The following is a 25,661-nucleotide window of genomic DNA, read 5'->3' on the forward strand; positions in this document are numbered from 1 at the left end:
GAAAAGTTGTCTGATTGGAGCCTAAGCGCCGTATTTGCTTTTGAGCAAACGCTTGCGCTTAGGCGACAGGATGATAGAGGAATTGCCCTCATATTTCATCCCATTTTTCAATTTTATAAAGAGTGAGAGTGTAAGTGGTTACTTCATTGTTAACCAAAGCGCGTGGATCGTACCTGGTAGAAAGAAGAAACACGTCAAGATTAGGTTGATCAAAAAGTCTTTATTTAGACCTTTCTCCATAAACACCGCGACAGGCGGAAGAAAGATACATAACAAAATCAGAACCAGTTTTCTTGTATCCATAATTAAGCTCCAAATCGATAAATGGGAGTAGTGATAACTTGGGTGAATTATGTGTGTCGTATCACACTTTATCAAACGGTATTTGGTCAGAACGGTGTTAAAAAACGCGAATATTGAGTGTAGTAAATACTTGTCACTAAAACCAAATTTATAAGAATATGGTTTCGAGAAAGTTGCGATGGATGAAGAGGCAGTAGACTCTGCAACTTAATTTGATTTGAGTATACAATACCGCAACAAATAAAAAACACCCGTAGGAAGAAGGCCATGTCGCAACCCATTTTATCCCAAATTAATGTTTTTCCGGTTAAGTCAGTTGGCGGATTATCGCTGTCGTCCGTATGGGTTGAGAAGCAAGGATTGAGCTTCGATCGTCGCTTTATGATTGCGAAAGCTGATGGCTCGATGATCACTGCGCGAAAGTATCCGCAAATGGTAACTATTAAGTCTGCCTTATTGTCCGATGGAGTGGTGTTTAGTAGTTTGGGTATGGAGCCACTTAAAATCCGTTACCAAGATTTCAAAATGCAGGAGACACCTGCAACGGTTTGGAAAGATACATTTACTGCCTATACCACGACAGATGATGCAGATGACTGGTTTAGTCGTGTGTTGGGGCAACGCGTTGAGTTGTTGTTTAGTGGTGAGCAATCGAATCGTGTCCGTGAAAAGCTAGGTCAAAACGTCAGTTTTGCTGATGGTTATCCGGTTTTAGTGATCAGCCAAGCTTCACTTGATGAGCTGAACCGAAGAAGTTCAGAGCTACACTCAATGGATCAGTTTCGTACTAACTTAGTTGTCTCTGATACTAAGCCATTTGAAGAAGATTCATGGAAGCGCATACGAATCGGTGAGGTAGAGTTTGAGTCTCTCAAACCTTGCGAGCGCTGTATCCTGACTACGGTGAATACCCAAAGAGGCACATTCCGTGAGAGCAAAGAGCCGCTCAAAACCTTGCAACAGTTCCGTGCAAACGATGTCGGTGGTGTGTTCTTTGGCCAGAATCTTGTCGCGCGAAATGAAGGCATTATTCGTCAAGGCGATAAAGTTGAAGTATTGGAGTACAAAGAGCCGGAGTTTTACGCAGATAACTCGCCAGTGCGCATGAAGCTTACATGTGTTGAGCGTGGAGAAATTGCCCAAGACTTTGTGACCTTATGGTTAGAGCCAAACAAAGGTTCTTTGCCTAATTACTTGCCAGGACAACACCTGCCAATAGAGGTGAATATTGATGGTAAGAAAGTGGGTCGACGCTATACCTTGTCATCCAGTCCTTCTCGCCCGGGTCGTTATGCTATTTCTGTAAAGCGTATCGCGGGTGGAAGAGTCTCTAACTCACTCTTAGACAACTTACAAGTCGGTGATGTTTTAGAGGCAGAACAACCTGATGGCCAGTTCCACCTAAAAACGCATGAAGCGCAGCCTCTATTGTTACTCTCTGCGGGTAGCGGAGTAACACCAATGCTATCGATGGTACGTTACTTAGCGGATCATAATCAGTTGGAGAACGTGGTTTTCTACCATCAATGTCGGACCGAAAATGATATTCCTTGTCGCTCAGAGTTGGAGCAGTTAAAGCGTGAGCACCCAGGGCTAGAAGTAAAAGTCTGTTTAACGCAGCCTCCCGTTGATTGGTTTGGGTTAAAAGGGCGTTTAAGTTTGTCACACATTAAGCAAATCAAAGATGTTGAACAGCGCCAAGTGTTTGTGTGTGGTCCTGATGGTTTTATGGAGAAAGCGAAAAATCTCCTGCTAAGAAAAGGGCTGCCAGAGGAAAACTACCATCAAGAAGCGTTTGGAGTTTCTTCTCTTACGTCAAAGCCAGAGAAGAGTCTCGCTATTGACTTTAATGGAACTAAATTCGTAGGCAACAACCAAAAAACGTTGTTAGATCAGCTCGAAGATGCTGGGAAGGTCATCAGCAATAGCTGTCGTGCAGGCTTATGTGGTGCCTGTAAAGTTCAGCTTACGTCGGGTCAAGTACATCATCCGGACGTGCCCGCGTTGACTGATGAGGAACGTGCAATGGGAACCGTATTGGCGTGTTGTGCTGTGCCAGAGACGGACGTAACAGTAACCAACTAGGCGAGAGCACCTTTTTCCTTCGACAAAAACTGTTCCTAGACAAAAAAACGCTGCTATTTTTAGCAGCGTTTTGAGTTTTAAAGAGAGCTGAAAATATCGCTTAGTCGTAAATCGTCGGGATTGGCTGGCGTTTGTGCTGCGTTGCTTTGTAAATCGCTACCAGACGGTCACTCACTTGCTGTGGAACGGGTTTGCCCTCTAAGAAATCGTCGATTTGCTCGTAAGTTAAGCTTAGGGCATCTTCATCTGCTTTTTGTGGAGCAAGCTCTTCTAAGTCTGCTGTTGGCACTTTCTTCACTAGTTGCTCAGGTGCACCCAATGTAGCAGCCACTTCACGAACTTGGCGCTTACTTAATCCGAACAATGGTGCCATGTCACAAGCGCCATCACCAAATTTAGTGTAGAAACCAGTGATGTTTTCTGCTGAGTGATCAGTACCAAGAACAAGGCCGCCTACGTAGCCCGCGATCTCGTATTGAGCAACCATGCGAGCACGCGCTTTTACATTGCCTTTTACGAAGTCGACTTTTGCTGCATCAGTTGGTAAAAGACCTGTACCTTCTAATGCAACGTGAGAAGCCGAATGAAGCCCATCAACACCTGCTTTGATGTTTACCGATACAGAATGGGTTGGCTGGATAAAAGACAGAGCGAGCTGAGCCTCATCTTCATCTTTTTGCTCCCCATAAGGCAGGCGAACTGCGATAAATTGGTAGCTGTTGTTGCCCGCTTCTTCGTTCAGTTGGTCTACAGCCAACTGAGCTAAACGACCGCATGTCGTTGAGTCAACGCCACCGCTGATGCCAAGAACAAGAGACTTACAGCCCGCTTCTTGCAATTTACGCTTAATAAAAGCGACACGGCGTTCAATTTCAAAATGCGGATCAATTGAAGGGAGTACGCGCATTTCGTCACGGATGGATTGTTCCATTTAGGGTTCCTTTTCCTGCAAATATTTCAGACTCTAAAGCACATTTGCTCAAATGGTGATAAACCATACAGTTGAGGCTCATTAAACGCGACTTTAGGGTCAAAAGCTGTAAAGATTAGTAGTATCATACCGAAATCATCAGATTAGAAAACTCTCTTCAACCAGGTAATCACCGGATATGAAAAAAATCGCCATTTTTGGTAGTGCATTTAACCCACCTAGTTTAGGGCATAAAAGTGTTATTGAGTCATTGAGCCACTTTGATCTTGTGCTACTTGAGCCAAGCATTGCACACGCTTGGGGCAAGAACATGCTTGATTACCCAACTCGGTGCAAAATGGTTGATGCGTTCATCAAGGATATGGGGCTTTCTAATGTTCAGCGTTCTGATGCAGAGCAAGCTTTATACCAACCTGGACAAAGTGTGACGACCTATGCGTTGTTAGAAAAAATTCAAGAAATCTACCCAACTGCCGATATAACTTTTGTCATTGGTCCTGATAATTTCTTCAAATTTGCTAAATTTAGTAGAGCTGAAGAGATTACGGAACGTTGGACTGTTATGGCATGTCCTGAAAAAGTAAAAGTCAGAAGCACGGATATTCGCAAAGCATTGGCCGAGGGTGAAGAGATCGGCGCCTATACAACACCTTCCGTACGTGATTTATTACTTAGTAAAGGCTTATACAGAGAAACATTGTCTGGGAACTGAGAGGTCAGATTTTCATGGTCAGAGTCGTTTTATTTAGTGCATGTGCGCTGCTTGTGGTGACACAAGCTCATTCCGCGTGTAACTATTTTTCTGATCGTTCCGTGGTGTTTGAAGATAACACGCTTCCAATCTGTGAAGAAATTTTAGATTCCATCGGCGTGTTAAGTACTGAAGCATTGATTTGGTATGCAGCGGAAGCGAAGCTTGAAGGACCAACAGAAAACTATTGGGAGGAGTGGGCGATTAAGCCGGAAGACACCCCACTTCTAACTCAAAACTTAGAAAAGAATTACTTTGGTCTTGGTTTTTGGATGCCGGAAGAGCTTCGAGACGAAGAGAGTAAAATGGATACAGAAGAGTGGCTTCGTAGTCACGGGTTGATGTTCAGCGTTGGTTTTGGTGATAAATCCGACGGACAGCCAAGAATGCGGTTTGATTATCGTTGGCACGAATATTATGACGCTGACTGGATGATGCAGATAGAGGTACCTTTCTAGACACCTCAAGCAAATGAAAAAAGGGCGTACATTATCAATGTACGCCCTTTTTGCTTTTACTTGAATCTCTACTTTCTGTGTCCGTAATTCTACGTAATGCTGAACACGTAGCTTGTTGAAGAGCAAGTTATAGCGCTTCTCCAAAGACTAAAAAGCAAAGCTGTTCATATTCTTCGATGTTACCAGCAAAAAGAGAGTCAACAATTTGCTCTTCCTTCTTCCCCGACAGTTTCATTTTTCTTGCTTCACGTAGTGTTAGTACCAAGCAAAGCTCTTTAGAAATATTCATGTCACAGCCAGGAGTCCATTGATTGATGGTTCTCGTTAACGTTGAGTGCGCTAGTTTAGGAGACAGCGTCAATATTTCATGTCTTACTACTGTCAGTAGATCGGTTTGCAGATCCGAGCGTTCGGCAGTTGTTGCTAGCTTCTCGACGAGCGCTTTGAGTAGCGGTGAAGGCTTCACAAAGCCCGCCTGTTGTGAGAAGTCGTCATTTAAACGCACAGAAAAATCACAACGATATACACGAGAATTAGGTAAAAAGGTGAGGGAGCTCAAACATCCTTGAGGAATCCAAAAATATTGGCCTGGTTCAATGGCATACTCCTGCTTACCCAATTTAATGACGGCTAACCCTTCGATGACAGACAGTAGACTGTGCTTCAATGCTTTTTTACGCGCAGCTACATCAAGAAAGGGGTATTTAGCGTCGTGAAATTCAATTGCGTAGTTCATTATGAGTACCAGTGTTTTTTGGCGCTAAGGGTAACGTTAAACCCATACGATTCCAACCTGCTGAGAGAATTTTTTAGCATGATAAATGGTGGCTTAACTGGTATGACCATGTTAAAAGTATGGGTTGAAATGCTGCTTGTCAGCAAAACTATGCGTAAAATGTGCCAGCTTTTTTTGATATGTAATGAACAATGACAGCCAATACCGATCCTTATATTGAAATTCGTCCTTACAACGACGAAGAAATTCCAGCAGCGCTGGATCGTCTAATTCAAGATGATGAATTTATCACTGCTATCCTAGAACATCGCTTTGCTAATAAAGCAGCATGGTTCAAAACGCTAATGAGCCCGATCCTGCGCATCTACCTGAAAGCTAAGTGGAGCAAGCTTGATTCTGTCGAAGCAATTCAGATTGAAGTGAAGAAGTATCTGAAAGATACATTGAATAAGACAACGGATGGCGTCACTTTTTCTGGTTTGGATAAGCTGGATAAAAACACGTCATACCTATTCGTTTCTAACCACCGTGATATTGCGATGGACCCTGCGCTCGTAAACTATGGCTTGTACCAAAGTGGGCACCGTACAGTTCGTATAGCGATTGGCGATAACCTGCTGAAGAAGCCATGTGCGACAGAATTGATGCGACTCAATAAGAGCTTCATCGTTAAGCGCTCTGCTAAAGCGCCTAGAGAAATGATGAAAGCATTGGGACAACTTTCAAGCTATATCAAACATTCGCTTGATACTGGCAATTCAATTTGGATTGCCCAAAAGGAAGGCCGTGCTAAAGATGGAAACGACTTTACTGATCCTGCGATTTTAAAAATGTTCCATGTTGAAGGTCGTAAACAAAAGATCAGCTTTGGTGAGTACACGCGTTCTCTGAAAATCGTTCCTGTCTCGATTGCCTATGAAAATGATCCATGTGACATTGCCAAAGCAAAAGAGCTGTACGAAAAAGCAGAAAATGGCCGCTATGAAAAAGGCGAATTTGAAGATATCGAAAGCATCATTCAAGGTATCGTTGGCTATAAAGGCCGTGTACATGTTGCGTTTGGTGATGTGATTGAGCAAGAGTTTGAAACGCCGGAATCTCTTGCTGGTGAAATCGACCGCCAAATTCACAACAACTACAAGTTGTACCCAATCAACTTGTTAGCTGCTGGGCATGAAGATTCGAGCATCATTACGGAAGCAGTTAAGCGTCATCTCGCGGATAAGTTGGATCAGCTACCTGAAGGCGCAAGACCTTATTTGGTGGCGAGCTATGCCAATCCTGTGAATAACCAAGAGTAACTTTCGTCACTGAACTCTGTTGATTCAGAATGCCTTAAAGCCTCGGTCTGCCGGGGCTTTTGTTTATCTGCTCTTTAAGGTGCGACGGCGCCACCAAGGGTTAAATTGCTAGGCCATTTGGTGATCCTGTTACCACCTAAATAGATATTCCCTTTCACCGTCATTGTGTCTGGAAATACTTTCAGCGCTGATCCTCCAATATAAAGATTACCATCAACCACCAATCCTTCAGGAAGTTCAGAAATGGGAGTGCGAATAACACTTAGATCACCTTTTACTCGAAGTTTAGCTGGAAGCGCTTTTAACGGTGTATCTGTCAGATTTAGGTAACCGCCTAGTTTGATGCCTTTAGGCCAGTTTTCGATCTTACTACCTAGTAGGTTTGCATAGCCTTTTATCTTTGTTCCTGAGCGAATAACTTTGAGTGCGCTGTTAGTTGCTTCCAGACTGCCTTCAACATCAAGCCCTTTAGGCAAGGTTTTGATAGGGGTTTGTGAGATGTTTAAGTTGCCCTTTACCATTAGGCCAGAGGGTAGTTGGGTGTAAGGCTTGTTTCTAAGATCAAGATTGCCGTAATTATCGATGTGACCAAACTTAGAATAGTAATCTAGCTCATATGCCAAAGGAGACGAGCAGAGTAGGATTGAAGTAAGGCATAGGGAAACAAAACGCATAGTCAAAGAGTTAGTTAAATACCGAGATCAACAGGTGCTTATCTTATACTTAAATAAACCTATTATGCATTTTTTGCTCACAGTTTTTGATTCATAACTTAAATATTCAAATTAGAGATACACGTTAAAAGTGTGCGCTTCTTTACTGAGCTAAGTAACTTCAAGCTTACTAAAATGAGATAAATTAAATGATTGAATGTGAAGCAGACCCAAGTGTAGAGGTGAGAAAAATATCAGTAGATATTTGAATAATATGAGATTCTTCCAAGAACTTCACAAAGGTCCTTGTTAGTATTATTGAGGTTTGAGGGAGATTTTCATGAAGTTAAAAAGTGTATCTATTTTTACCGCTGGTGTTTTTGCAGTACTGCTGTCGGGTTCCGTTTTTGCTAAATCATACAGTACACCAGAAAACAAAGCGCTAATAGTTGCTGACGGTAAGGTAGGTCAGCGTATCTGTTACTACGATGATAAAGCCTACACCACAGGGGCCGTGATTAATGTTGAAGGCGTATTACTGATGTGTACCGCTGAGAACGATTTTGAAACCAATGGCTCGTTAAAGTGGGTCGTGTTCAGAAAAGATAAATAAACGCGCCGAAGTTGTCTGTTTCATTTAGAGCGGTTTAAGATTAAGAGATTGGAAAAATAAAAAGCGAGCATCATGCTCGCTTTTTTCATTAACGCGCGAGTGAGCGCGTTTTTAATTCAAAGATAAGTTTTTCAGCACTTACTTCAAATTTGAATCGAGCCGTCGCTTGGTTCGATTCTTCGGTTATTTCTGAAACATTGTATTCAACATCAGCACATACTGATTTAGCGAGCTCGATGTATTTTTGTAGTTCAGACTCTAGCTCTGTTTTTGTCTGTGCGAAAACCGTTACGTCGGCAACTTCGTCACCTTCTTTGATGATAAAGCCAATCTCGCCAGCACAGCCGCAGGCCTCACATACTTGGTTTTTTTCTAATTCGACACTCATAACGAATCCTCTTGTAAATACTAAGGGTATTCTATCAGGTATTTGATCTGTATCTACAAAAATGACGACTTTTGCGTAAAAAAGGAACAGAATAGGCACTTGTTAAGTAAGGGTTAAAGATTGGATTACTAAATCATCAAGAACGTTAATGTGATATATATCAACATTTAAAATCAATTAACGAACATAGTGACGAGATTTTGCTCAGTCCAGTTGAACTAATGGTTAATTTATAAGACTATTTCTTGATTGATTATTTTTAATAATTATCATTCTTGGTCTTTGAATAGTTTCGATGAATAATTGGCGCAAGGTTTTGATGAGACTAACTTTTCGCCTTATTTTGAGTAGCATGTATTGACAAAAACATAACTGAAAATTACACATTACGCAGTGTAAAGACGTTATGGTTTGGAACTCGACATGATATTAAATAGTCGCAATACATATACCCAAAGCGCTTTCAAGTGCAGCGCTTAGCAACCTGATTTCTAGGTTTTCGCTAATCGAACCGCATCGGCGAGCCGGGTATAATGCTAAGAATGATTTCATTCTGGCCTCATTTAATAGTGAGTTAGATGGATTTACAAAGAGAAGAGCTTAAAATATGCCAAAGCGTAGTAAAGAAGATACCGAAATCACTATCCAAAAGATCATGGATGCCGTTATTGATCAGCTACTCAGATTAGGTTACGACAAAATGTCGTACACGACGCTAAGCCAGCAGACAGGTATATCGCGTACCGGTATTAGCCATCACTTCCCTAAGAAAACGGACTTCACCGCAGCACTGGATGGCCGTATCTTTAAAATGTTTATTGAACACTTAGAGTTTGATAAAGGATTAAATGCATTTTCACAAAGTTGGATTAAAGCGCTGGAAGATGCTGAGTTCCTCGCGATTTTACGACTGCTATTCCATCACATTGTCACCGCTGAAAATGCGCAAGAATTTGCTGCTAATGGTATTGACCGCTTATACAAAATGGTTGAAAGCCAGTTTGGTGCGGGTGGTGACAAAGAGCTTGAGTGGTTGATTGGTCGTTCATTGATCCAAATGAGCAAGTAATAGCCTTTAAAGCAACAAATTCTGCCAATATCAAAGCAAAGGCCCGCAACTCTCATATTGCGGGCCTTTGTCGTATCAAAGTGTTTTCGAGACGGCTTTAGAGGAGATACGCTTTATGCTGCGGCATGCACTTGAGGGAAGTCTAGCGTCGGATGTTTTGTCACAATAGAGCGATAGCCATAAACTTGTTCAATGCGCTCTGACGTTAGTGCATTCCATGGCGTGTCATCACAAACTAGTTTCCCGTTATGCAAGAGTACAAGGCGGTCCGCGTACTGAGAGGCTAGATTCAAGTCATGTAACACCACAACCACCGCAGCGTTCTGTGCTTTTGCCGTTTCACGAGCAATTTTTAACGTGTTGTGTTGATGGGCGAGATCCAACGCAGAGGTAGGTTCATCAAGCATTAAGATTCGTTTTTCGCCAGATTGATGTAGTTGTGTCATCACTCGTGCTAGATGCAGTCGTTGCTTTTCTCCACCAGATAAAGACGGGTACAGGCTTTCTGCTAAATGCAATACGTCGGTTTGTTCCATGTACTGTAAAGCCAGTTTAGTGGTTTCTTTATTGGACAGTGATAGCGGTATTGCCCCCAGCTCTACTACTTCTCTGGCTAGAAATGGGAAGGTTAAGGTGCTGTGCTGCGGGAGCATTGCAATATGTTTGGCGCTTTTTTCAGGCTCCCAATCATGCTTTTGTTTACCGAAGTAGGTGATGTGATGATTCGAAGAGATCTCACCGCATAGAAGCTTGAGTAAAGTACTTTTACCTGCGCCATTGGGGCCGAGTAGGGCGGTCACTTCACCAGCTCGGATATCAATGTTGATGTCATCGAGCACCACACGGTTGCCATATGTCATCGAAATGTTTTTCCCCGATAAAACGATCTGGTTCATTACAAAATCTTCCCTTTTTGCTGGAACAATAAGTAGATGAAAAAGGGCGCGCCAATCAATGCGGTCACGATTCCAACTGGTAATTCAGCTGGTGCCACGGCAACACGAGCAAACATATCTGCGGCAGTAAGAAGCAGTGCTCCCATTAAGGCAGATATTGGTAATAGCGTTCGATGGTCAGGCCCAGCGAGCATGCGCCCTAAGTGAGGAATCACGAGCCCAATAAAGCCAATTGCACCACTGATGCTCACCGTAATACCAACACCCAGTGCAGAAAGTAAAATAAGCTGACGTTTGAGTTTTTGAACCGGAACTCCTAAGTGTCTTGCTTCTGATTCCCCTAACAACAGAGCATTCAGCGCCATCGACTTCTTCTGAAACCAGAGCAATAGGATGACGAGTGTTATAGCAGATAGAGCAATCCCTGACCAATTTGCACCAGCTAATGAGCCCATCGACCAAAGCGTCAAGTCTCGCAGCATCTGATTATCTGCGATAAAGTTCATGTAACCAATCGCAGCACCCGAGAGCGCGCTGATGGCAACGCCGGCTAACAACATAATTGTAACTGAGGTACCAAACTTACTTGTGCCGAGTTTATAAACGAGAATAGTCGTTAGTGCACCGCCAAGGAAAGCAAAAAGAGGCAGAGCCGCTAAGTTCATTAGTTGCGGATAGTTTTGGCTAAATTCAGCAAATACAACAATAGCGAATGCACCACCAAGAGCAGCGCCAGCAGACACACCAATGATACCAGGCTCGGCTAATGGGTTACGGAACAAGCCCTGCATAACCACACCACAAACTGCCAAAATGGCGCCGATGAACATACACAAAATGGTGCGAGGCAATCGGATTTCGTTAATGACCAACTGAATGTGAGGAGCGAGATCAGAACTGCCTCCCGTTAGGCTACGCAAACTGTCAGCAAAGCTAATGTTCATTGGGCCAACGGTAATAGAGGCGATAGCAATAAATGCTAAAAATCCACTAAGCACTGATAACGTCGTTGAAAGGGGGATGCGTCTTAACAACATGTCATGTCTCTATGGGTAAAGCAGTGCATTCAAGCGTTTAGCTTCTGCAAGGCTTTTAAGGCCCAAACCACCTACCAGAGCATGGCCATCAATCGTTATGATGTCTTTGTTCTTTCCAGCGGGTGTTGCAGCAAGAAGCGGCATTGCTTTTAAAATTGCATCGGCACCACCCAACGTTTCATAGCTGCGACCACTAACAAGAATCACGTCAGGCTGCATCTCTACCATCGCTTCTGTGGATAGAGGCTTGTAAGACGAGAGTTGTGTAGCGGCTGGGTTTTGTCCGCCGGCGAGTTGAATAATTGCATCGGGTGTCGTTTGTGAGCCCGCAACATTTGCAGGTCGCCCTTCATGGATCAGCAGAAAGAGCACTTTCTTTTTCTTCGCTTGATCAGGTTGGTTTGCATTGAGTGCTTGTACTTGCGCCTGGACATCTTGCTTTAAGCTTTCAGCTTGAGCTTTGCGATCCATAAGGTTCGCAATTTGATCAATACGTTGATAAAGGCCCTCGACATTTGCATCAGTATTAACGATTTCTACATCTACGCCAGCCGATTTCAATTGGCTCAATGTTGTTTTCGGCCCCATCTCATCAGAACCAATGACTTTTGTCGGACGTAAGGCGAGCAACCCCTCCGCTGAAAGACGACGATGGTAGCCCACTTTAGGCAGTTCCATTCCTTTTGGTAATTGACTGGTGACGTCGATAGCAACCAAGCTATCTTTAGCGTCGAGTTCAAGCAAGAGTTCAGTGACGGCGCTGCCTGCGCTAACAACGCGCTCTGAGGATGGCGTTTCATTGGCAAAAAGTTGACTACTCGCAAGTAGGGAAATAGCTGCCGTGACAACAGCATGAATAGTGATGCGTGTGTTCTTCATTTTGAAAGGATCTCTATCTTACTTATTTTTATGATGGCTCTTCAGTGAGTAACTGAGTTGCTTGAATTCCGTTTTCTTGTAAAAAGCCGAGAAGTTGTACTAGCGACTGAATATTCGCGGTTTTTTCTGCTCCAATTACAATCGGTTTATCGCTTGACTTACTCTCTTCTAACAGCGCGAGGGTAAAGTTGTCCCAATCGATATATGTCTTGCCGTTAATAGCCCAGTAAGGCTCGTCTTTAAGAATATTTACCGTGATGGATTGCTTATCGACATCTGCAACAGCCTGAGATTCTGTGCTCGGTAAATTGACGTCTAATGAATCGAGTTTGACCGCTGCGGTTAACATCAGGAAAACCATGACGATAAAAATAATGTCTAACAGCGGTGTTAAATCGGGGGTTAAACCGTTACGACTATTTTCTTGTGGTGTTTTAATCATTGAGTTGCTGCCTCAATCTTCTCAGAAGAGCGCAGTGTTACTTTTGAGTGGTCTGGCGAGACATGCTGTAACGAGATACCTTCAAGCCATAAGTTGACGTAGTTTAAAGTGTGCTCAAGCTTGGCGATTACACGATCCGCCCACAAACCAATGATCTGCGCTCCTGAAATGGCAGGAAGTGCGATAATGAGACCCGCGGCAGTGGTGCGCATAGCAAGACCTAGGCCGTCAGCCAAATCATTCGGAGTGATATTCCCCGTTGAAACCGCGATGCCTTTAAACATGTCAATTAAGCCAAGTACCGTACCAAGCAAGCCAATTAAAGGGCTGATGACGCCAATCAGCGTCAGCAAACGAAGGCCGGAATGCAGCTGATGGCGTTTTTCTTGCAGCCAAATACCTGCGGCATCCTCTCTTAAAGATTTAGAGAAAGAATGATGAGCAAGCAACATCGCAACACCACGGTACAGAAGCGGCCGCTTATTCGACAACTCTTCAGCAAGTGCTTCAAGTTCGCTCCCATTTGTTGGGTCTAATCCTGTGAGCTTTTGGCGAATGGCTCGCTTTCCTACACCAAGGCTAATTAACACATGGAATAATCGCTCGGCGATGATCATCACGGTTAGAGCTGAGCAAATGATCAAAGGCCATGTCATCAGCCCAAATTGAGTTTGTAATTCTTGTAGTTGTTCCATTATCCATCCAACTTAAAACGAACAGGTACTTGTACTCGGTGAGCGACTTTTAGCCCACCTGAAATATGTGGTGTAAATTGCCACTGTTTGATCGCACGAAGTGCTGAGGCATCTAGCGACTCTGTGCCGGAAGACTCAATCAAAACCTGTTTAATCTGGTTACCATTCTCATCTAGCCATATCTCATACAAGGCTACACCTTCAATACCGCGTCTTTGTGCAGACCTTGGGTAACGGGGTTGTGTTGGTTGACTCACAAACGTTGGTTTGTCTACCAAGACAGGCTGAGACGTTGCCCCTTTGGATTGGCTCGCAGGTGCGGATTGTTGAGCTACCGTCTCTTTCTTCACCGGTTCCGTTTTTTTCTTTGGTTTCGCTTCGGGCTGAACCTTTTGCTTTGTTACGGTTTTGGTGGGCTCGACCGTTTTAGGTTTAGATTGTTTAACCGGTTCTGGTTTTTTCTCTACTACCTTCTTCTTAACAGCGTCTTTCTTGACGACCTGTTTTTTTACAATCTTCTTTTCTGGTTCAGGTTGGTCTTGAGGCTGCTCTTTTGGTGGCGCTACATTTTCTGGTGTAGATTTTTCGACAGCGGGAGGAGCAGACACAAGATTTAGACTTACCGAACTTGCTGGGTTTCCAGCCGGCATCGCGAACACCTTTGTCTCTTGAGAAACAAAAAGAAGTGCGGCATGGATGGCAAGGGAAGCACCTCCTGCAATGACATATCTTTGTACGTTCACGGAATATCTCGGGAAACTATGAAAACTTGGGCAGATTATTACTTACAATAGAAATAAGATCAATTATCAATTGCATTATCATTACGCTCAAATTATGATTCTTGCAGAATTTTTAAGATCAGCTTCCATCCCTTACATGATGGGAGTTAAGCGAGTATATATGAGCGTCGATATCGATAAGCTTGATGAATCAGTGTTGGGCAGTGATAGTCCTGATCCATTGCGATTTGCTTTTGTTAAGAAGCATTCTGCACATGCCGGGGGAGCGAGCGTACCTGTGCCCTCGTCTCAACAACAGGCGATTTTTTCGAGTATTACGGCTAACTCAATTAAAGCGACCAATAAGCGCTGTCTTTATATTCATGTTCCGTTTTGTCGCGTTCGTTGCACTTTTTGTAACTTCTTTCAAAATGCTGCAAGTCGCACACTGGTTGATGAGTACTTTGAAGCATTAATGCAGGAGCTTAGAGAGAAAGCGGCATTACCTTGGACACAAAATGGTATTTTTCACGCCGTATATATCGGGGGCGGAACGCCAACGGATTTATCTCCAATACAGGTTCGTGTGTTAGGCCAGGCTATCCGAGACCACTTTCCTTTGGCCGCAGACTGCGAAATCACCTTAGAAGGTCGCATCAATCGTTTTTCTGATGAGTTGTATCAAGGCGCTTTAGACGGTGGGTTTAATCGTTTCTCTTTTGGTGTGCAAAGTTTTAATACACAAGTGCGCCGCAGCGCAAAACGTTTAGATGATAGAGAAGATGTCCTCAAACGGGTGAGCGAGATCGCCAAAGAAGACAAAATTCCGGTCATTATCGATTTACTCTATGGCTTACCTTATCAAACCAAAGAAGTGTTAGAGCAAGATTTAAATGATTTCCTCTCGACTGGCGCACACGGACTGGACTTGTATCAGTTAGTGGTTGGTGGGTCAGCTCCCATGCTCAACCTCGTAGAAAAGGGAAAAATCCCGCCACCTGCGACCACACCAGAAAAAGCGGGAATGTATGAGTTCGGTGTGAACTTTATGGCCAAACACCATATGAAGCAACTTAGCGTGAACCATTGGGCAATCGATAACCGCGAGCGTAGTTTATACAATAGTTTAGCCAAGACTTATGCAGAGGTATTGCCAATTGGCTGTGGTGCTGGAGGTAATATCGGTGGCTACGGGATGATGCAACACCGCACACTAGAGACCTATATTAAAGCGGTCAAAGAAGGTCAAAGCACCATCGCGATGATGATGAAGCAAAGCCCTCTAGAACCACTTTTTTCTGCACTCAAATCTGCGTTTGACCGTGGCATTGTTCAAGCAAATCAACTTCCATCATTTATGGGAGAGGACGCGTTCGGGTTTTTATTGCCTCTATTTAAAGTGTGGCAAGCGAAAGGCTTAGTACAACTACATGAACGTAGCGCAGTCCTTACTCTTGCAGGCAGCTTCTGGGCAGTGTCATTGGCTCAAAGTTGTATTCAGGTACTCACGTCGGAGATGAACGAAACCGTACCGAAAGCATCCAATAATTAATGAAAACAAATTGAACAAAAACGGAAGACACAATGGAATCAATCAAGCAACAAGTTGAAGTATTACTAGAGCAAGAACCACGATTATTGCCAGCTGCGATGGCAGAGCGTCTTGGCATTTCCGAGTTTGAGGTTGTTGCGGCTCTACCTCAGGAAATGGTGGCTATTGCACCAGGAGAGCAAGCGCAAAGCATCTTAGAAAGTTTGGTTGGTTTTGGCCCGGTGACGACCATCGTCCACTCTTTTGGTTCTATCTTTGAAGTTAAAGCGCCGTTTCCAAAAGGAAAAGTGGCGCGTGGTTATTACAATTTAATGGGTAGAGAAGGTGAACTGCACGGCCACCTTAAATTAGATAACGTTAAAAATGTCGCATTAGTCAGTAAACCGTTTATGGGTAGAGAGAGCCACTATTTTGGTTTTTTCTCAGAGTGCGGAAGCAATATTTTCAAGGTTTATTTAGGCCGTAACGAAAAGCGCGAGTTGATTGAAGAGCAAGTAACTGCATTTCGCGCCCTACAAGCCGAATTAAAAAAGTAATCACAAACATAATCGAGGCTTAACTCGAATACTAATTAGTAAAGTCAGGTATCAATATGGATCAACAAGTTAAACAAGAGCGTTTGCAAGGTCGTTTAGGGCCAGAGATCAAAGAGTTCCGTCAGGAGCGTCGTACACTTCAGCTTGCAACTGTCGATGCAGAAGGTCGCCCGAATGTAAGCTACGCGCCTTATGTCCAAAACCAGGAAGGTTATTTCGTTCTCATTTCTAAAATCGCTCGTCATGCCCGTAACCTTTTAGAAAATCCAAATGTTTCATTGATGATGATCGAAGATGAAGAGTCTTCAAAGCAGCTGTTTGCTCGTAAGCGCTTAACTTTTGATGCGGTAGCGAATGTAGTTGAGCGAGACACAGAGATGTGGCAACAAGTTGTTGGACAAATGAAAGAGCGTTTTGGTGAGATTATTGATGGTCTAAGCCAGCTAGAGGATTTCGTGTTGTTCAACTTAAAGCCAGAATCGGGGCTATTTGTTAAAGGTTTTGGTCAGGCGTATCAAGTGTCTGGTGATGATTTAGTAGATTTTGTTCACCTTCAAGAAGGTCATAAGAAAGTCGAAAGTGCCTGATTGTAAACCGATCATATGAATGTCGATCATTTGGCATAATGAACGTTTAAAGGGAGTTAGGTTATACTGACTCCCTTTTTTATATTGGAACAAAAGCATGAAACCTGTAAGCAAGGAATTGAGCGAGATTTGCTATCCGTTTATTTACGAGGACAGTCCGGTTTGTGACTTTGAAATTACAGCAGATGAACTTTGTAGTCGTATTGGCCTTGTTCTCGCTATGGAATTGGACAAGTTTAGCCGCGATATACTGACAAGAATGCAGCCTAATGTTTATCATCTAAATGGTTCGGTTCGCGGAAAATTAGCGATTACAGAGACGGAAGTTGAAGAGTTAAAGGCCGATTATGCTTTGCTCAAGCAACGTATTGATGGCGGCTTCAAAGGCTTTGTTCTACCCGGAGGGCACCCGGCAGCCAGTCAATTGCATTTGTGCCGTTGCCAAGCTAAAAAAACGGTACGAGCATTAGTTGCCGTTGAACATACAGGTAAGAAGCAGCCCGCACCTATTTTGTTTCGTTACGCGAACTTATTAGCGAATGTACTTTACAGCCTAGCTTCTTATATTAATCATGCTCACCAAGTCAAAGAGACGGAATTCGTTTCTCGTAGTTACGCGATGCCAAAGAAGTGAGCTGAGAAATTAGCGGATGTGAGCATCAGGGATAGGACAAGCACTGCATTATATTCTCAAATCAAGTCGTCCAATAAGAGTTAAGAAGTCATAGCTTTGGCTTCTAGCTCTTTTGCTCCGCGAAGCATCGCTTCGATTAGTTCTCCTGCATTGAATTTCTCAAGTGCCTCATGCGCGCCAACTTGGTGAGCTCTGTCTAGACAGATTTCGCTCGATAACGATGTGTGTAAAATGCGGTATGAATGGTTCAGAGAGGAATTATTCTGAACTTCAAATGCTAACTCATAACCGTCTAATCCGGGCATTTCAATATCGCTGACCAGAATATCAATTGGGCGATGAGCCGCAGCGTCACTTTTCATCAGTTCCAATGCATCTAAACCATTTTTACAGATTTGATACCCAATATTGATGCTATCGAGTGCGTCACATAGCTGTTTACGAGCGATGGAAGAGTCATCCACCAATAGAATACTGAGTGCTTTTAGGCGTTCTCGCTCAATATCTGTCAGCATTGGGATCTTTGAATTCTCGTACTGCGGATAAATTTTGGAAAGTAGCAGTTCCACATCCAGCATTTGAACCGTTTTATCCTCGTAGCGAGTAATTCCAGTCACGAAAATATTTTTTCCAGCGCTCGGAGGTGGCGTTTCAATAGCTTTCCAATCGCACTCAATGATCTTCTCTATACTACGAACCATAAAAGCAACCACGGTTCGCAAGCAATCTGTCACGATCAAGTAGCAGCTTTTATATTCTTCTTCACTTATAGGACGAAAGCCAACAGCCGCTGACATATCGATCACTGGTACTGTTAAGTTACGTATCGTAACGGTTCCAATGACGTGATGATGCGAGTAAGGGATCTTTGTCGTTGGCATGTACGGGACGATTTCACGGACTTTTAGCGTACCGATAGCGAAACTCTGTTGCAGGGTGAGCTTAAACATCAACATACCCTGAGATTGATTCGCTTTGCTAACGACTTTTGCCATGAAAATAACCTTATAAATACCACCGAATTGTGTCTAATCTAATCTTATCAGACGAAGGCTTCAACCATCGGAGAGACAAATGTGAGCTTTTTAGACAATCTTTTAGAGAATAGTGATTAACTGAGCAAAACTTGTTTGTATTTTAAACTCATTATGTAGACGATTTTATATTCCTCGTGTAGTTGGGCCTTTACCGCTGAGCTATTATTAAGAAATGTTTGGTCTGTTAAAAAGGATTGGGTACACTTGCGCGACCAGAATAGTGAGAGATAGATCAATGGCAAATACAGCAGCCGCATTACATATTCTTGTGAAGCACAAAGAGCAAGCGGAAGACATAATCAAGCAACTGAAAAAAGGCGCAAAGTTTCAGACATTAGCGAAGAAGTATTCAACTTGCCCGTCAGGCAAACGCGGTGGTGACCTTGGTGAATTCCGCCGTGGTCAAATGGTACCTCAATTCGACAAAGTGTGCTTTTCTGGCGAAGTGTTAACGCCGCATCTAGTTAAAACCAAGTTCGGTTGGCATGTTGTAAAGGTGCTTTACAGAACATAAGGCTTGGTATCGACCTAAACATTGTCAGATGAAACCCACAAGCATTAAATATCATCTGTACGGTCTCTTTTCACCAATCACTACCGTTATGACATGGCAGATACATTCTGATCTGCCATGCTCCACCAAACGCTAATCTTTCCAAACTAGAAACTCATTTATAGGCAGTTAACTTGGCTTTTCTCATAAGTCGTTATCCTATTTCAAGCTTTGGTATGAGAATACGTTGGCTGGTTGTATCAATTATCAATGCTATTCCTTGCTGGCGAACTTTGGTTCATCTTCGGGCGCCATTCGCATATGATAGCGACCTTATAAAAATTAATCCTGTTCATAATTTAAGATGTCCCTGACTCATAAAGACTATTTTAAAATCGCATTTCCTTTCATCGTTTCTACGGTAACCCAACCATTATTGGGGGCGGTGGACACCGCGGTGATCGGTAAACTCGGTGTGGCTGAGATGATTGGTGGTGTAGCGATCGGCACCGTCATCATGAATACCTTGTATTGGCTGTTTGGCTTCTTCCGCGTCAGTACTACCGGGCAAAGTGCAATCGCATTAGGTAAAAATAGCCCAGAAGATCAAGCGAGCAGCTTATTCCGTCCTTTCGTGCTTTCGCTCTGCCTTGGCTTGATTTTCATTGCGTTGCAGTCCGTGATTTGGATGGGGGCAGAGCTGATTATCTCCCCTGATGCAGTCGTGGCAGAAAACGCTAAGACTTACTTCGATATCATGATCTTTGGTGCGCCGTTTGTACTGCTGAACTACACCGTGATTGGTTGGTTGATGGGGCAGGCGAAAGCCAAAGAAACCTTGTTCACGCAAGTGTTTGGTAACGTGCTGAACATCGTGCTGGATATCGTCTTTGTGTTGTACTTCGATATGGGCATTGCTGGCGTTGCGGTAGCGACACTTATCGCGCAAATTTCGACGTTTGTTATTGGTGCGGTGCTGGTGTTGAAAACCTGTCGCTTCCCGCTGTTTGATTACATTCAGACCGCGAAAATGACGCGTAAAGATCTCAAAGTTATCGCGTCTTCCAATATGGATCTGCTGCTTCGCACTGTGTGTCTATTGGTGTTCTTCAACATGATGGCGCGTGTAGGCTCTCAGCTTGGTTCTGATGTGCTTGCTGCGAACGCAATCTTGATGCAAGTGACCTTTATCGTCAGCTACATGTTCGATGGTGTGGCGAATGCGTCGAGCGTCTTCGCAGGTAAAGCCGTAGGCCAGAAGAATCCGACATTGCTTGATAACGTGATTAAGCTAAACACGCAATGGACCGCGGCGTTCGTTGTTGTCTTGACCTTGCTGTTAGTGCTGTTCAAACATCAAGTGGTGTCGTTATTTACCACTTTGCCAAACCTTGTTGAGCTGTATCTAGACATGAGCCCTTGGTTATTGGCATTTCCGTTGGTTGCTGGTTTTGGTCTTACGTTTTACGGCATCTTTACCGGTACAGGGACGACGCGACCAGTGCGTAACTCTACCTTCCTAACCATGGTTTTGTTCTTAGTGACTCAATTTATTGCGGTGCAATATTGGGGCAATCACGGTTTGTGGCTGGCATTCACTTTGTTCTACGTTGGGCGTTTTGTCTTCTTGTTCCCATACCTCGGTCAAGTTAAACAAAAGTGTCTTTAATTCACACTGTCACAAACGACCTAATTTAGATGTTCTTATAACAAGGGTGGGGCCATCTGCCCTTGCTGATAAATCTGAAAAAGGTGATGAAATAACCTTTCCGACTGGTTTCCTTGCTTTAACCCGCATGATATTATTTGTGATGTTATATTATTACATTTAGTTTGATGCCGTGATTTCTCGACCAATACTCTCCGTTAATAATCTCAGCCTTACAGACTCAGAGCGCACACTCTTCAAAGACATTTCTTTTGAGCTGTTTCAAGGTGAAGTTCTTGCCATTATGGGACCTTCCGGCATTGGTAAATCCATGTTGTCGAAAGCCGTCGCAGGTTTTTTGCCGTCTGATATTTGGGTAGACGGAAGTATCCAGCTTAACAGCAGTGAAGTCGCACAAACTGTCATGCTGCAACGCAGTCAGTCGCAGCGTCCCGCGGTCATTTTCCAAGATGCACTCAAAGCACTGAATCCATTGGCCTCTGTCGAACAACAACTGTGTTTGGCATTGACGGGCAACAAAACGCGCTTGTCTTCAGCAAACCGAGACACGGTGACGACCTTGTTGTCTCAACTCGGATTTGCGGATCCAAAAGCAGCATTGGCGCAGCATCCAAGTCAGCTATCTGGTGGTCAGCGCCAGCGTATTTGTATTGCCATTGCATTGCTTGGTAGTGCCAACTTGATCATCGCTGATGAGCCCACCAGTGCGCTCGATCCAATCACCGAAGCGGAGATCCTTGAGTTGTTCCGCAGCAGTGTTCAGCAACGCAACATCAGTGGTTTGTTGATCACGCACGATCTGTCTGCGGCTTTGGCGTGTGACAAAGTCTTGGTGATTGCGGACAACACCATGGTGGCTTATGGCGCACCATGGCAAGCCATTCAGCAAAGTTCGCATCCTTTCTGCCAACAACTTGCGAAACTGCTGCCTTAACCTCATCTCTGGAGCCTATTTTGACTAAGCACAACTTGAGCGGGCACACGCAGCCTAAATCGGCGGAAGTTCGCTTTGAGCAAGCCAGTGTTCACTATTACTCCAAACCAAGTTGGTTAGGGGGCAAACCGTTCAAAGCGCTCGAACAATTGGATCTTGCCATCGACACAAAGAACATTGCGATTGTTGGTCCGTCTGGTGCGGGTAAATCGACCTTGATTGAACTTCTGTTTGGTCTTCGTAAACCCACATCTGGTGAAGTGTATGTGTGTGGTTATCCGCTATCGCGTAGTTCGGCTAAGCAGCGCCAAGAGTTGTGTCAGCACATTCAATTGATTCCGCAAGAGCCGCAATCGAGCTTGAATCCTTATTACACCGTTCGCCAGATCTTACTGGAGCCGCTAAGCAACATTGGTTTGACGCAAGAGCTCAACGAGAAGGTGGAAAAGGTGTTGGCGGATGTCGGTTTGGATCTCACATTGTTGGATCGTAACCCGCAGCAATTATCAGTTGGGCAAGCCCAACGCGTGGCTATCGCTAGAGCTTTGATTGTCGAGCCTTGTGTGTTGGTTGCCGATGAGCCAACCAGCAGCCTAGATCCCGTCAGTCGTAAACAGATTCTCGACTTGTTGGCAGGCATTCAAAAGAGTCGTCAGATGCGCCTGATTTTGGTGACTCATGACCTCGATGCGGCACAAACCCTATGCGATGAAATCCTAGTGTTAGACAAAGGACGCGTTGTCGAGCACGGCACAGCACGGAACGTGACAAATAACCCATCACACTTGATCACGAGAGCCTTGATGAGCGCTCAACACAAAAGTAATGAATTCACAAAAACCATTGGAGAGGTTTCTTATGCACCTTAGTACTCCCAAGTTAGCTTTGTCGCTGGCTTTAAGCGCACTGCTGACGGGTTGTTTTGACTCTGGCGAAAGCAAGCCAGAAGCGGGAAAAGCAGCTGCACCGCAAGCAACGGAAATTCGCGTTGCCATGATGCAACCACCACGCACAGGTTTGTCGCCACTTTCAGATGACGCGTTCAAACTGTCACGTTGGAGCACGGCAGAAACGCTAGTGAACCTAAACGATCAGTCGGTATCAGAGCCTATGCTGGCAACAGAGTGGGAACAAGTTGACCCAATGACGTGGCAATTTAAGGTACGTAAAGGCGTGAAATTCCACGATGGTTCTGAGCTTGATGCCAACGCGGTCGTGAACTCTCTACAAAAAGCATTAGATGCTGCACCAAAGCCACGCATTTTGGATGGTATCGAATGGCAAGTTCGCGCATTGGACGACTTCACTGTTGAAATCAAAACGACCTTTAACGATCCACTGTTGCCAAGCCGTCTATCTAGCCCACAGCTAGCGATCCTTTCTGGTGCTGCATACCAAGAAAACGGTCGTGTTGTGCCAATCAATGCGGGTACGGGTCCATTCGTTCTGACAGAAATCAACGGGACAACCAGCGCTAAATTAAAGCGTTTTGATGGTTACTGGGGTGAAAAAGCGAAAGTAGATAGCATTTTTGCGGAATACGTACCAAACGGTTTTGCTCGTGCTGCAGCGCTGCGTACCGGTGAGGCGGATGTCGTTGAAGCGGTTCCTGTATCGCAAATCGCGATGATGGAATCTTCACAGCTGCACGAAGTGGCAATGCCGCGTACCAACACGCTTTACCTAAACAATAAATCAGATGTGTTTAGCCAGTTCGGTTTGCGTAAAGCAGCTGCTCAAGCGGTTAACCGTGAGCAAATCATCAAAACGGTTTACGAGAACCACGCCGATTCAGCAAAAGGTCTGTTAGGTCCAGCATTGGCATGGGCTCAATCAATTCGTGATGCGAACCCTCGTATGGAAACCATGGAAATGCGCCGCGCGAATGGTGAGAAGATCACCATTGGTACATTTACCGACCGTGCTGAGTTGCCAGAAGTAGCGGTGCTGTTAAAGCAACAACTTGAAGCGGCTGGCTTTGTGGTTGAACTAGACGTTCGTGAATACGCACAAATCGAAAACGATGCACTAGCAGGTAAGTTCGATGCGTTCTTGTTGTCACGTGCAACAGTGTTGGATTCTGGTGACCCAGTGGCGTACATGCAAAGTGACTTTAGCTGTAAAGGTTCTTACAACCTAGGTCAGTTCTGCTCTGAAGAAGTGGACGCAGCATTGAAACACGCTGATCGTCAGCCTTTGGGTGAGAAACGCCAACAAGCGATCATCGAAGCAGAAAGCAAAATCCTTGAGCAATACGCTGTGATTCCACTGCTTCACGAGCGTGTAATCCAAGGTGAGAGTGACCGCGTGAAGAACGCACAACGTGATCCACGTGAGCGTCGCCTGATCGACCAGTTTACTGAGGTGAACTAACTCGATGTCGTCTGTTGCCAACATGCGCTCTCGTTGGAGCGCTTGTATGCCTGAATGGTTTACGCGTTTTTTGTCACGCTTCCTGTCACTCGGGGTAGTGGTTGTGCTGGTGGGTTTGATGCCGGATATTGCAGGTATCGACCCAAGCCAATCAATCCTCCGTGCCCGTGCGGGTGCTCAACAATTGCTGACGGCAGAAGCTCTGCAAGCCATTCGAGAAGATCTTCAACTTGACCGCAGCGCTGCTGAGCGACTGTGGGATTGGTTGACGCTTGCCATGCAAGGTGACTTAGGTGTCTCTTGGGTGAGCGGGGCATCCGTCATGGAGAGCGTTCAACAAACCGCAAAAACGTCACTATTACTGATGCTTACAGCGTTAGGCATGGCATTTGTAATGTGCATGGCGAGTGTGCTTTACACCGTGCGTCGTTGGCAACAGAATCGTTTAGACAAGCATCATGATACGCTCAGTTCGGTGTTGGTTTCATTGCCTGAATACGTGATTGCTTCATTGCTGATCATGGTATTTTCCATCTGGTTGGGTTGGTTCCCACCTTATGGTTGGCAAGGCGTGCAAAACCTCTGGCTACCCAGTTTGGCAATGGCATTGCCTGCTGCTGGCTTGTTCGGTCGCTTGCTCAATGACAGCCTCAAGCGTGTACTAGATGAGCCTTGGGTGATCACTTGGCTATCGGCGAACGTCAGTAAGTTTCAAATCTTACGCTTTGCCTTGTGGCGTGCCGTTAGTAACTTGATTCCTCAAATCGCAATGACGGTGATTGGTTTAACCGGCGGTGCGGTTGCTGTGGAGCAAGTGTTTTCCATTCCGGGTATCGGACGATTGATCTTAGGCGCGGCGAAGTCACAAGATCTGCCGATGCTGCAAGGTGGTTTGTTAGTGTTGCTGGTGTTCTCGATGTTGATCAGCAGTGCGAGCATCTTATTGCAACGCTGGTTACTCGGGCACAGTGTCACGAGTGGCAAGTTGATCAGCAGTCACAGCACGTTTCGTTTTACCCAAAGCACCACCAAACGTGTTGTCAGTGCGACAATCTTTGCCTTGCTGATTGGTTGTGCGGGATGGGCCTTAATGCGCGATCCTTACACTATCCAATTTACCCGCCTTGAATCGCCAAGCTTAGCTGCCCCGTTTGGTGCCGATGCGGTCGGTCGAGATCTGCTTGCTCGTGTTGGCGGCGGTATGATGTCGACAATCAAAATGGGCATCATCGCAACCTTCCTAAGTTTGGTGATTGGTTTGCTGCTCGGCTTCGTGACTCGTTATAGCCAAGGCTTAATTGAGATCACCAAAGGTGTGCCATACATTGTGGCGGGTCTGCTGATTGCTGGTCTAACGGGGATGAACCCAAACAGCGCTTTGATTGCGATTGTTATGGTGTCATGGGCACCATTAGCGGCGCACTGTGCGAGCTTGTTGATGGAAGCCAAAGCGCAGCCTTACACGCATCTTGCGCCCATTTGGGGAACCAGTCAGTGGCGAGTACTCCGTTACTACTTGTTGCCTTATGTGCTGCCGCCATTGATTCGTCATGCGTTTCTGCGTTTGCCTTACATTACGCTTAGCCTGACGTCTCTGAGTTTTATCGGACTTGGCGTTAAGCCGCCCGAACCTGAGTGGGGCTTATTGATTGCTGAAAACTTGCCTTACATAGAGCGCTCACCATTGGGTGTCTTGCTGCCAATCTTAGGCTTAGTTTTGATGGCAATTGCGGTGAATTTGATTTTTGATGACAAGTGACGAGCAGCGATAAAGCGAAGTGAGCTTCCATATCCCAGATGTAATCAGTAATTTGGTAATTTAGAAAACAAAAGGATGTGTTTTCTGCCAGAAAGTACACAGCACGGTCTATGTATATTGGAAGCACC

At 44.7% G+C, this 25,661-nt stretch carries 28 protein-coding genes; 16 read left to right on the forward strand and 12 right to left on the reverse strand.

The window, feature by feature from the left end; translation table 11 throughout:
* Positions 1-138 precede the first annotated feature (138 nt).
* Positions 139-303, reverse strand: coding sequence for a YqaE/Pmp3 family membrane protein (locus tag R7P64_RS02595; protein WP_005375297.1), 165 nt, complete (start codon positions 301-303; stop codon positions 139-141).
* Between the two features lie 267 nt (positions 304-570).
* Between R7P64_RS02595 and R7P64_RS02600 the strand changes: the two genes are divergently transcribed.
* The gene (locus R7P64_RS02600; protein ID WP_318118382.1) at positions 571-2,388 is read left to right on the forward strand and encodes a hybrid-cluster NAD(P)-dependent oxidoreductase; all 1,818 of its coding nucleotides are present in this window, start codon (positions 571-573) and stop codon (positions 2,386-2,388) included.
* A 100-nt stretch (positions 2,389-2,488) separates the two neighbouring features.
* On the opposite strand, the gene nadE is transcribed toward R7P64_RS02600, so the two are convergent.
* The gene (gene nadE, locus R7P64_RS02605) at positions 2,489-3,319 is read right to left on the reverse strand and encodes an ammonia-dependent NAD(+) synthetase (protein ID WP_053350088.1); all 831 of its coding nucleotides are present in this window, start codon (positions 3,317-3,319) and stop codon (positions 2,489-2,491) included.
* A 178-nt stretch (positions 3,320-3,497) separates the two neighbouring features.
* On the opposite strand from nadE, the gene R7P64_RS02610 reads away from it, so the two are divergent.
* The gene (locus R7P64_RS02610; RefSeq protein ID WP_005375300.1) at positions 3,498-4,031 is read left to right on the forward strand and encodes a nicotinate-nicotinamide nucleotide adenylyltransferase; all 534 of its coding nucleotides are present in this window, start codon (positions 3,498-3,500) and stop codon (positions 4,029-4,031) included.
* Positions 4,032-4,045: 14 nt separating this feature from the next.
* Positions 4,046-4,528, forward strand: a complete 483-nt coding sequence (locus R7P64_RS02615; RefSeq protein ID WP_017635276.1) for a hypothetical protein — start codon at positions 4,046-4,048, stop codon at positions 4,526-4,528.
* Positions 4,529-4,655: 127 nt separating this feature from the next.
* Here R7P64_RS02615 and R7P64_RS02620 read toward each other — a convergent pair whose 3' ends face one another.
* The gene (locus R7P64_RS02620; RefSeq protein WP_213866217.1) at positions 4,656-5,264 is read right to left on the reverse strand and encodes an AraC family transcriptional regulator; all 609 of its coding nucleotides are present in this window, start codon (positions 5,262-5,264) and stop codon (positions 4,656-4,658) included.
* 191 nt (positions 5,265-5,455) lie between these two features.
* Between R7P64_RS02620 and R7P64_RS02625 the strand changes: the two genes are divergently transcribed.
* Entirely contained in the window at positions 5,456-6,565 is a 1,110-nt protein-coding gene (locus R7P64_RS02625) for a 1-acyl-sn-glycerol-3-phosphate acyltransferase (RefSeq protein ID WP_005385027.1), read from the forward strand.
* 74 nt (positions 6,566-6,639) lie between these two features.
* Here R7P64_RS02625 and R7P64_RS02630 read toward each other — a convergent pair whose 3' ends face one another.
* A complete protein-coding gene (locus tag R7P64_RS02630; RefSeq protein ID WP_318123142.1) occupies positions 6,640-7,239 on the reverse strand; it encodes a hypothetical protein in 600 nt (199 codons plus the stop codon).
* A gap of 319 nt (positions 7,240-7,558) precedes the next feature.
* Between R7P64_RS02630 and R7P64_RS02635 the strand changes: the two genes are divergently transcribed.
* Positions 7,559-7,831, forward strand: coding sequence for a YnjH family protein (locus R7P64_RS02635; RefSeq protein ID WP_213866218.1), 273 nt, complete (start codon positions 7,559-7,561; stop codon positions 7,829-7,831).
* A gap of 88 nt (positions 7,832-7,919) precedes the next feature.
* Here R7P64_RS02635 and R7P64_RS02640 read toward each other — a convergent pair whose 3' ends face one another.
* A complete protein-coding gene (locus R7P64_RS02640; protein ID WP_005375307.1) occupies positions 7,920-8,219 on the reverse strand; it encodes a YfcZ/YiiS family protein in 300 nt (99 codons plus the stop codon).
* Between the two features lie 607 nt (positions 8,220-8,826).
* On the opposite strand from R7P64_RS02640, the gene R7P64_RS02645 reads away from it, so the two are divergent.
* Complete coding sequence (locus R7P64_RS02645; RefSeq protein WP_005385033.1) at positions 8,827-9,288, forward strand: TetR/AcrR family transcriptional regulator; 462 nt, start codon at positions 8,827-8,829, stop codon at positions 9,286-9,288.
* Between the two features lie 113 nt (positions 9,289-9,401).
* Here R7P64_RS02645 and R7P64_RS02650 read toward each other — a convergent pair whose 3' ends face one another.
* The 6 genes from R7P64_RS02650 to R7P64_RS02675 are packed head-to-tail and all read right to left on the reverse strand — an operon-like array spanning position 9,402 to position 13,980.
* Complete coding sequence (locus R7P64_RS02650; protein WP_213893294.1) at positions 9,402-10,184, reverse strand: heme ABC transporter ATP-binding protein; 783 nt, start codon at positions 10,182-10,184, stop codon at positions 9,402-9,404.
* Entirely contained in the window at positions 10,184-11,221 is a 1,038-nt protein-coding gene (locus R7P64_RS02655; RefSeq protein ID WP_318123143.1) for an iron ABC transporter permease, read from the reverse strand. The genes R7P64_RS02650 and R7P64_RS02655 overlap by 1 nt, the downstream gene beginning before the upstream one ends.
* Before the next feature lie 9 nt (positions 11,222-11,230).
* A complete protein-coding gene (locus tag R7P64_RS02660) occupies positions 11,231-12,100 on the reverse strand; it encodes a heme/hemin ABC transporter substrate-binding protein (RefSeq protein ID WP_005375320.1) in 870 nt (289 codons plus the stop codon).
* Positions 12,101-12,128: 28 nt separating this feature from the next.
* Positions 12,129-12,542 carry an ExbD/TolR family protein gene (locus R7P64_RS02665; protein WP_005375322.1) on the reverse strand — a complete coding sequence of 138 codons (414 nt, stop codon included), beginning with the start codon at positions 12,540-12,542 and terminating at the stop codon, positions 12,129-12,131.
* Positions 12,539-13,237, reverse strand: a complete 699-nt coding sequence (locus tag R7P64_RS02670) for a MotA/TolQ/ExbB proton channel family protein (protein WP_005385044.1) — start codon at positions 13,235-13,237, stop codon at positions 12,539-12,541. Before R7P64_RS02670 ends, R7P64_RS02665 begins: the two co-directional genes overlap by 4 nt.
* Positions 13,237-13,980 (reverse strand): energy transducer TonB, encoded by a 744-nt coding sequence (locus R7P64_RS02675; RefSeq protein ID WP_021707650.1) that lies wholly within the window; start codon positions 13,978-13,980, stop codon positions 13,237-13,239. The genes R7P64_RS02670 and R7P64_RS02675 overlap by 1 nt, the downstream gene beginning before the upstream one ends.
* 160 nt (positions 13,981-14,140) lie before the next feature.
* On the opposite strand from R7P64_RS02675, the gene hutW reads away from it, so the two are divergent.
* The 4 genes from hutW to R7P64_RS02695 all read left to right on the forward strand — a co-directional run bounded on the left by hutW (position 14,141) and on the right by R7P64_RS02695 (position 17,268).
* Entirely contained in the window at positions 14,141-15,511 is a 1,371-nt protein-coding gene (gene hutW / locus R7P64_RS02680; RefSeq protein ID WP_213897561.1) for a heme anaerobic degradation radical SAM methyltransferase ChuW/HutW, read from the forward strand.
* A gap of 32 nt (positions 15,512-15,543) precedes the next feature.
* Positions 15,544-16,047 (forward strand): heme utilization cystosolic carrier protein HutX, encoded by a 504-nt coding sequence (hutX, locus tag R7P64_RS02685; protein ID WP_132936320.1) that lies wholly within the window; start codon positions 15,544-15,546, stop codon positions 16,045-16,047.
* A gap of 56 nt (positions 16,048-16,103) precedes the next feature.
* Positions 16,104-16,634, forward strand: coding sequence for a heme utilization protein HutZ (gene hutZ, locus R7P64_RS02690; RefSeq protein WP_005375331.1), 531 nt, complete (start codon positions 16,104-16,106; stop codon positions 16,632-16,634).
* 97 nt (positions 16,635-16,731) lie between these two features.
* The gene (locus tag R7P64_RS02695) at positions 16,732-17,268 is read left to right on the forward strand and encodes an ATP:cob(I)alamin adenosyltransferase (protein ID WP_132936321.1); all 537 of its coding nucleotides are present in this window, start codon (positions 16,732-16,734) and stop codon (positions 17,266-17,268) included.
* An 80-nt stretch (positions 17,269-17,348) separates the two neighbouring features.
* Here the strand turns inward: R7P64_RS02695 and R7P64_RS02700 are convergent, their stop codons facing one another.
* The gene (locus R7P64_RS02700) at positions 17,349-18,263 is read right to left on the reverse strand and encodes a chemotaxis protein (protein ID WP_213972864.1); all 915 of its coding nucleotides are present in this window, start codon (positions 18,261-18,263) and stop codon (positions 17,349-17,351) included.
* Between the two features lie 214 nt (positions 18,264-18,477).
* Here R7P64_RS02700 and ppiC point away from each other — a divergent pair, with 214 nt between their 5' ends.
* The 6 genes from ppiC (at position 18,478) to R7P64_RS02730 (ending at position 25,533) form a co-directional block, all read left to right on the forward strand.
* Entirely contained in the window at positions 18,478-18,819 is a 342-nt protein-coding gene (gene ppiC, locus R7P64_RS02705) for a peptidylprolyl isomerase PpiC (RefSeq protein WP_080276970.1), read from the forward strand.
* A gap of 343 nt (positions 18,820-19,162) precedes the next feature.
* Entirely contained in the window at positions 19,163-20,467 is a 1,305-nt protein-coding gene (locus tag R7P64_RS02710; protein ID WP_005375345.1) for an MATE family efflux transporter, read from the forward strand.
* A gap of 172 nt (positions 20,468-20,639) precedes the next feature.
* Positions 20,640-21,401 carry an ATP-binding cassette domain-containing protein gene (locus tag R7P64_RS02715; protein ID WP_213972863.1) on the forward strand — a complete coding sequence of 254 codons (762 nt, stop codon included), beginning with the start codon at positions 20,640-20,642 and terminating at the stop codon, positions 21,399-21,401.
* A gap of 20 nt (positions 21,402-21,421) precedes the next feature.
* Positions 21,422-22,270, forward strand: coding sequence for an ABC transporter ATP-binding protein (locus R7P64_RS02720; RefSeq protein WP_213972862.1), 849 nt, complete (start codon positions 21,422-21,424; stop codon positions 22,268-22,270).
* Entirely contained in the window at positions 22,260-23,774 is a 1,515-nt protein-coding gene (locus tag R7P64_RS02725) for an ABC transporter substrate-binding protein (RefSeq protein ID WP_318123146.1), read from the forward strand. Before R7P64_RS02720 ends, R7P64_RS02725 begins: the two co-directional genes overlap by 11 nt.
* A gap of 4 nt (positions 23,775-23,778) precedes the next feature.
* Positions 23,779-25,533 carry an ABC transporter permease subunit gene (locus R7P64_RS02730; RefSeq protein ID WP_411912802.1) on the forward strand — a complete coding sequence of 585 codons (1,755 nt, stop codon included), beginning with the start codon at positions 23,779-23,781 and terminating at the stop codon, positions 25,531-25,533.
* The last annotated feature ends 128 nt before the right edge of the window (positions 25,534-25,661 follow it).

The organism is Vibrio sp. 2304 (assembly GCF_033339475.1).
Lineage (GTDB): Bacteria > Pseudomonadota > Gammaproteobacteria > Enterobacterales > Vibrionaceae > Vibrio > Vibrio alginolyticus.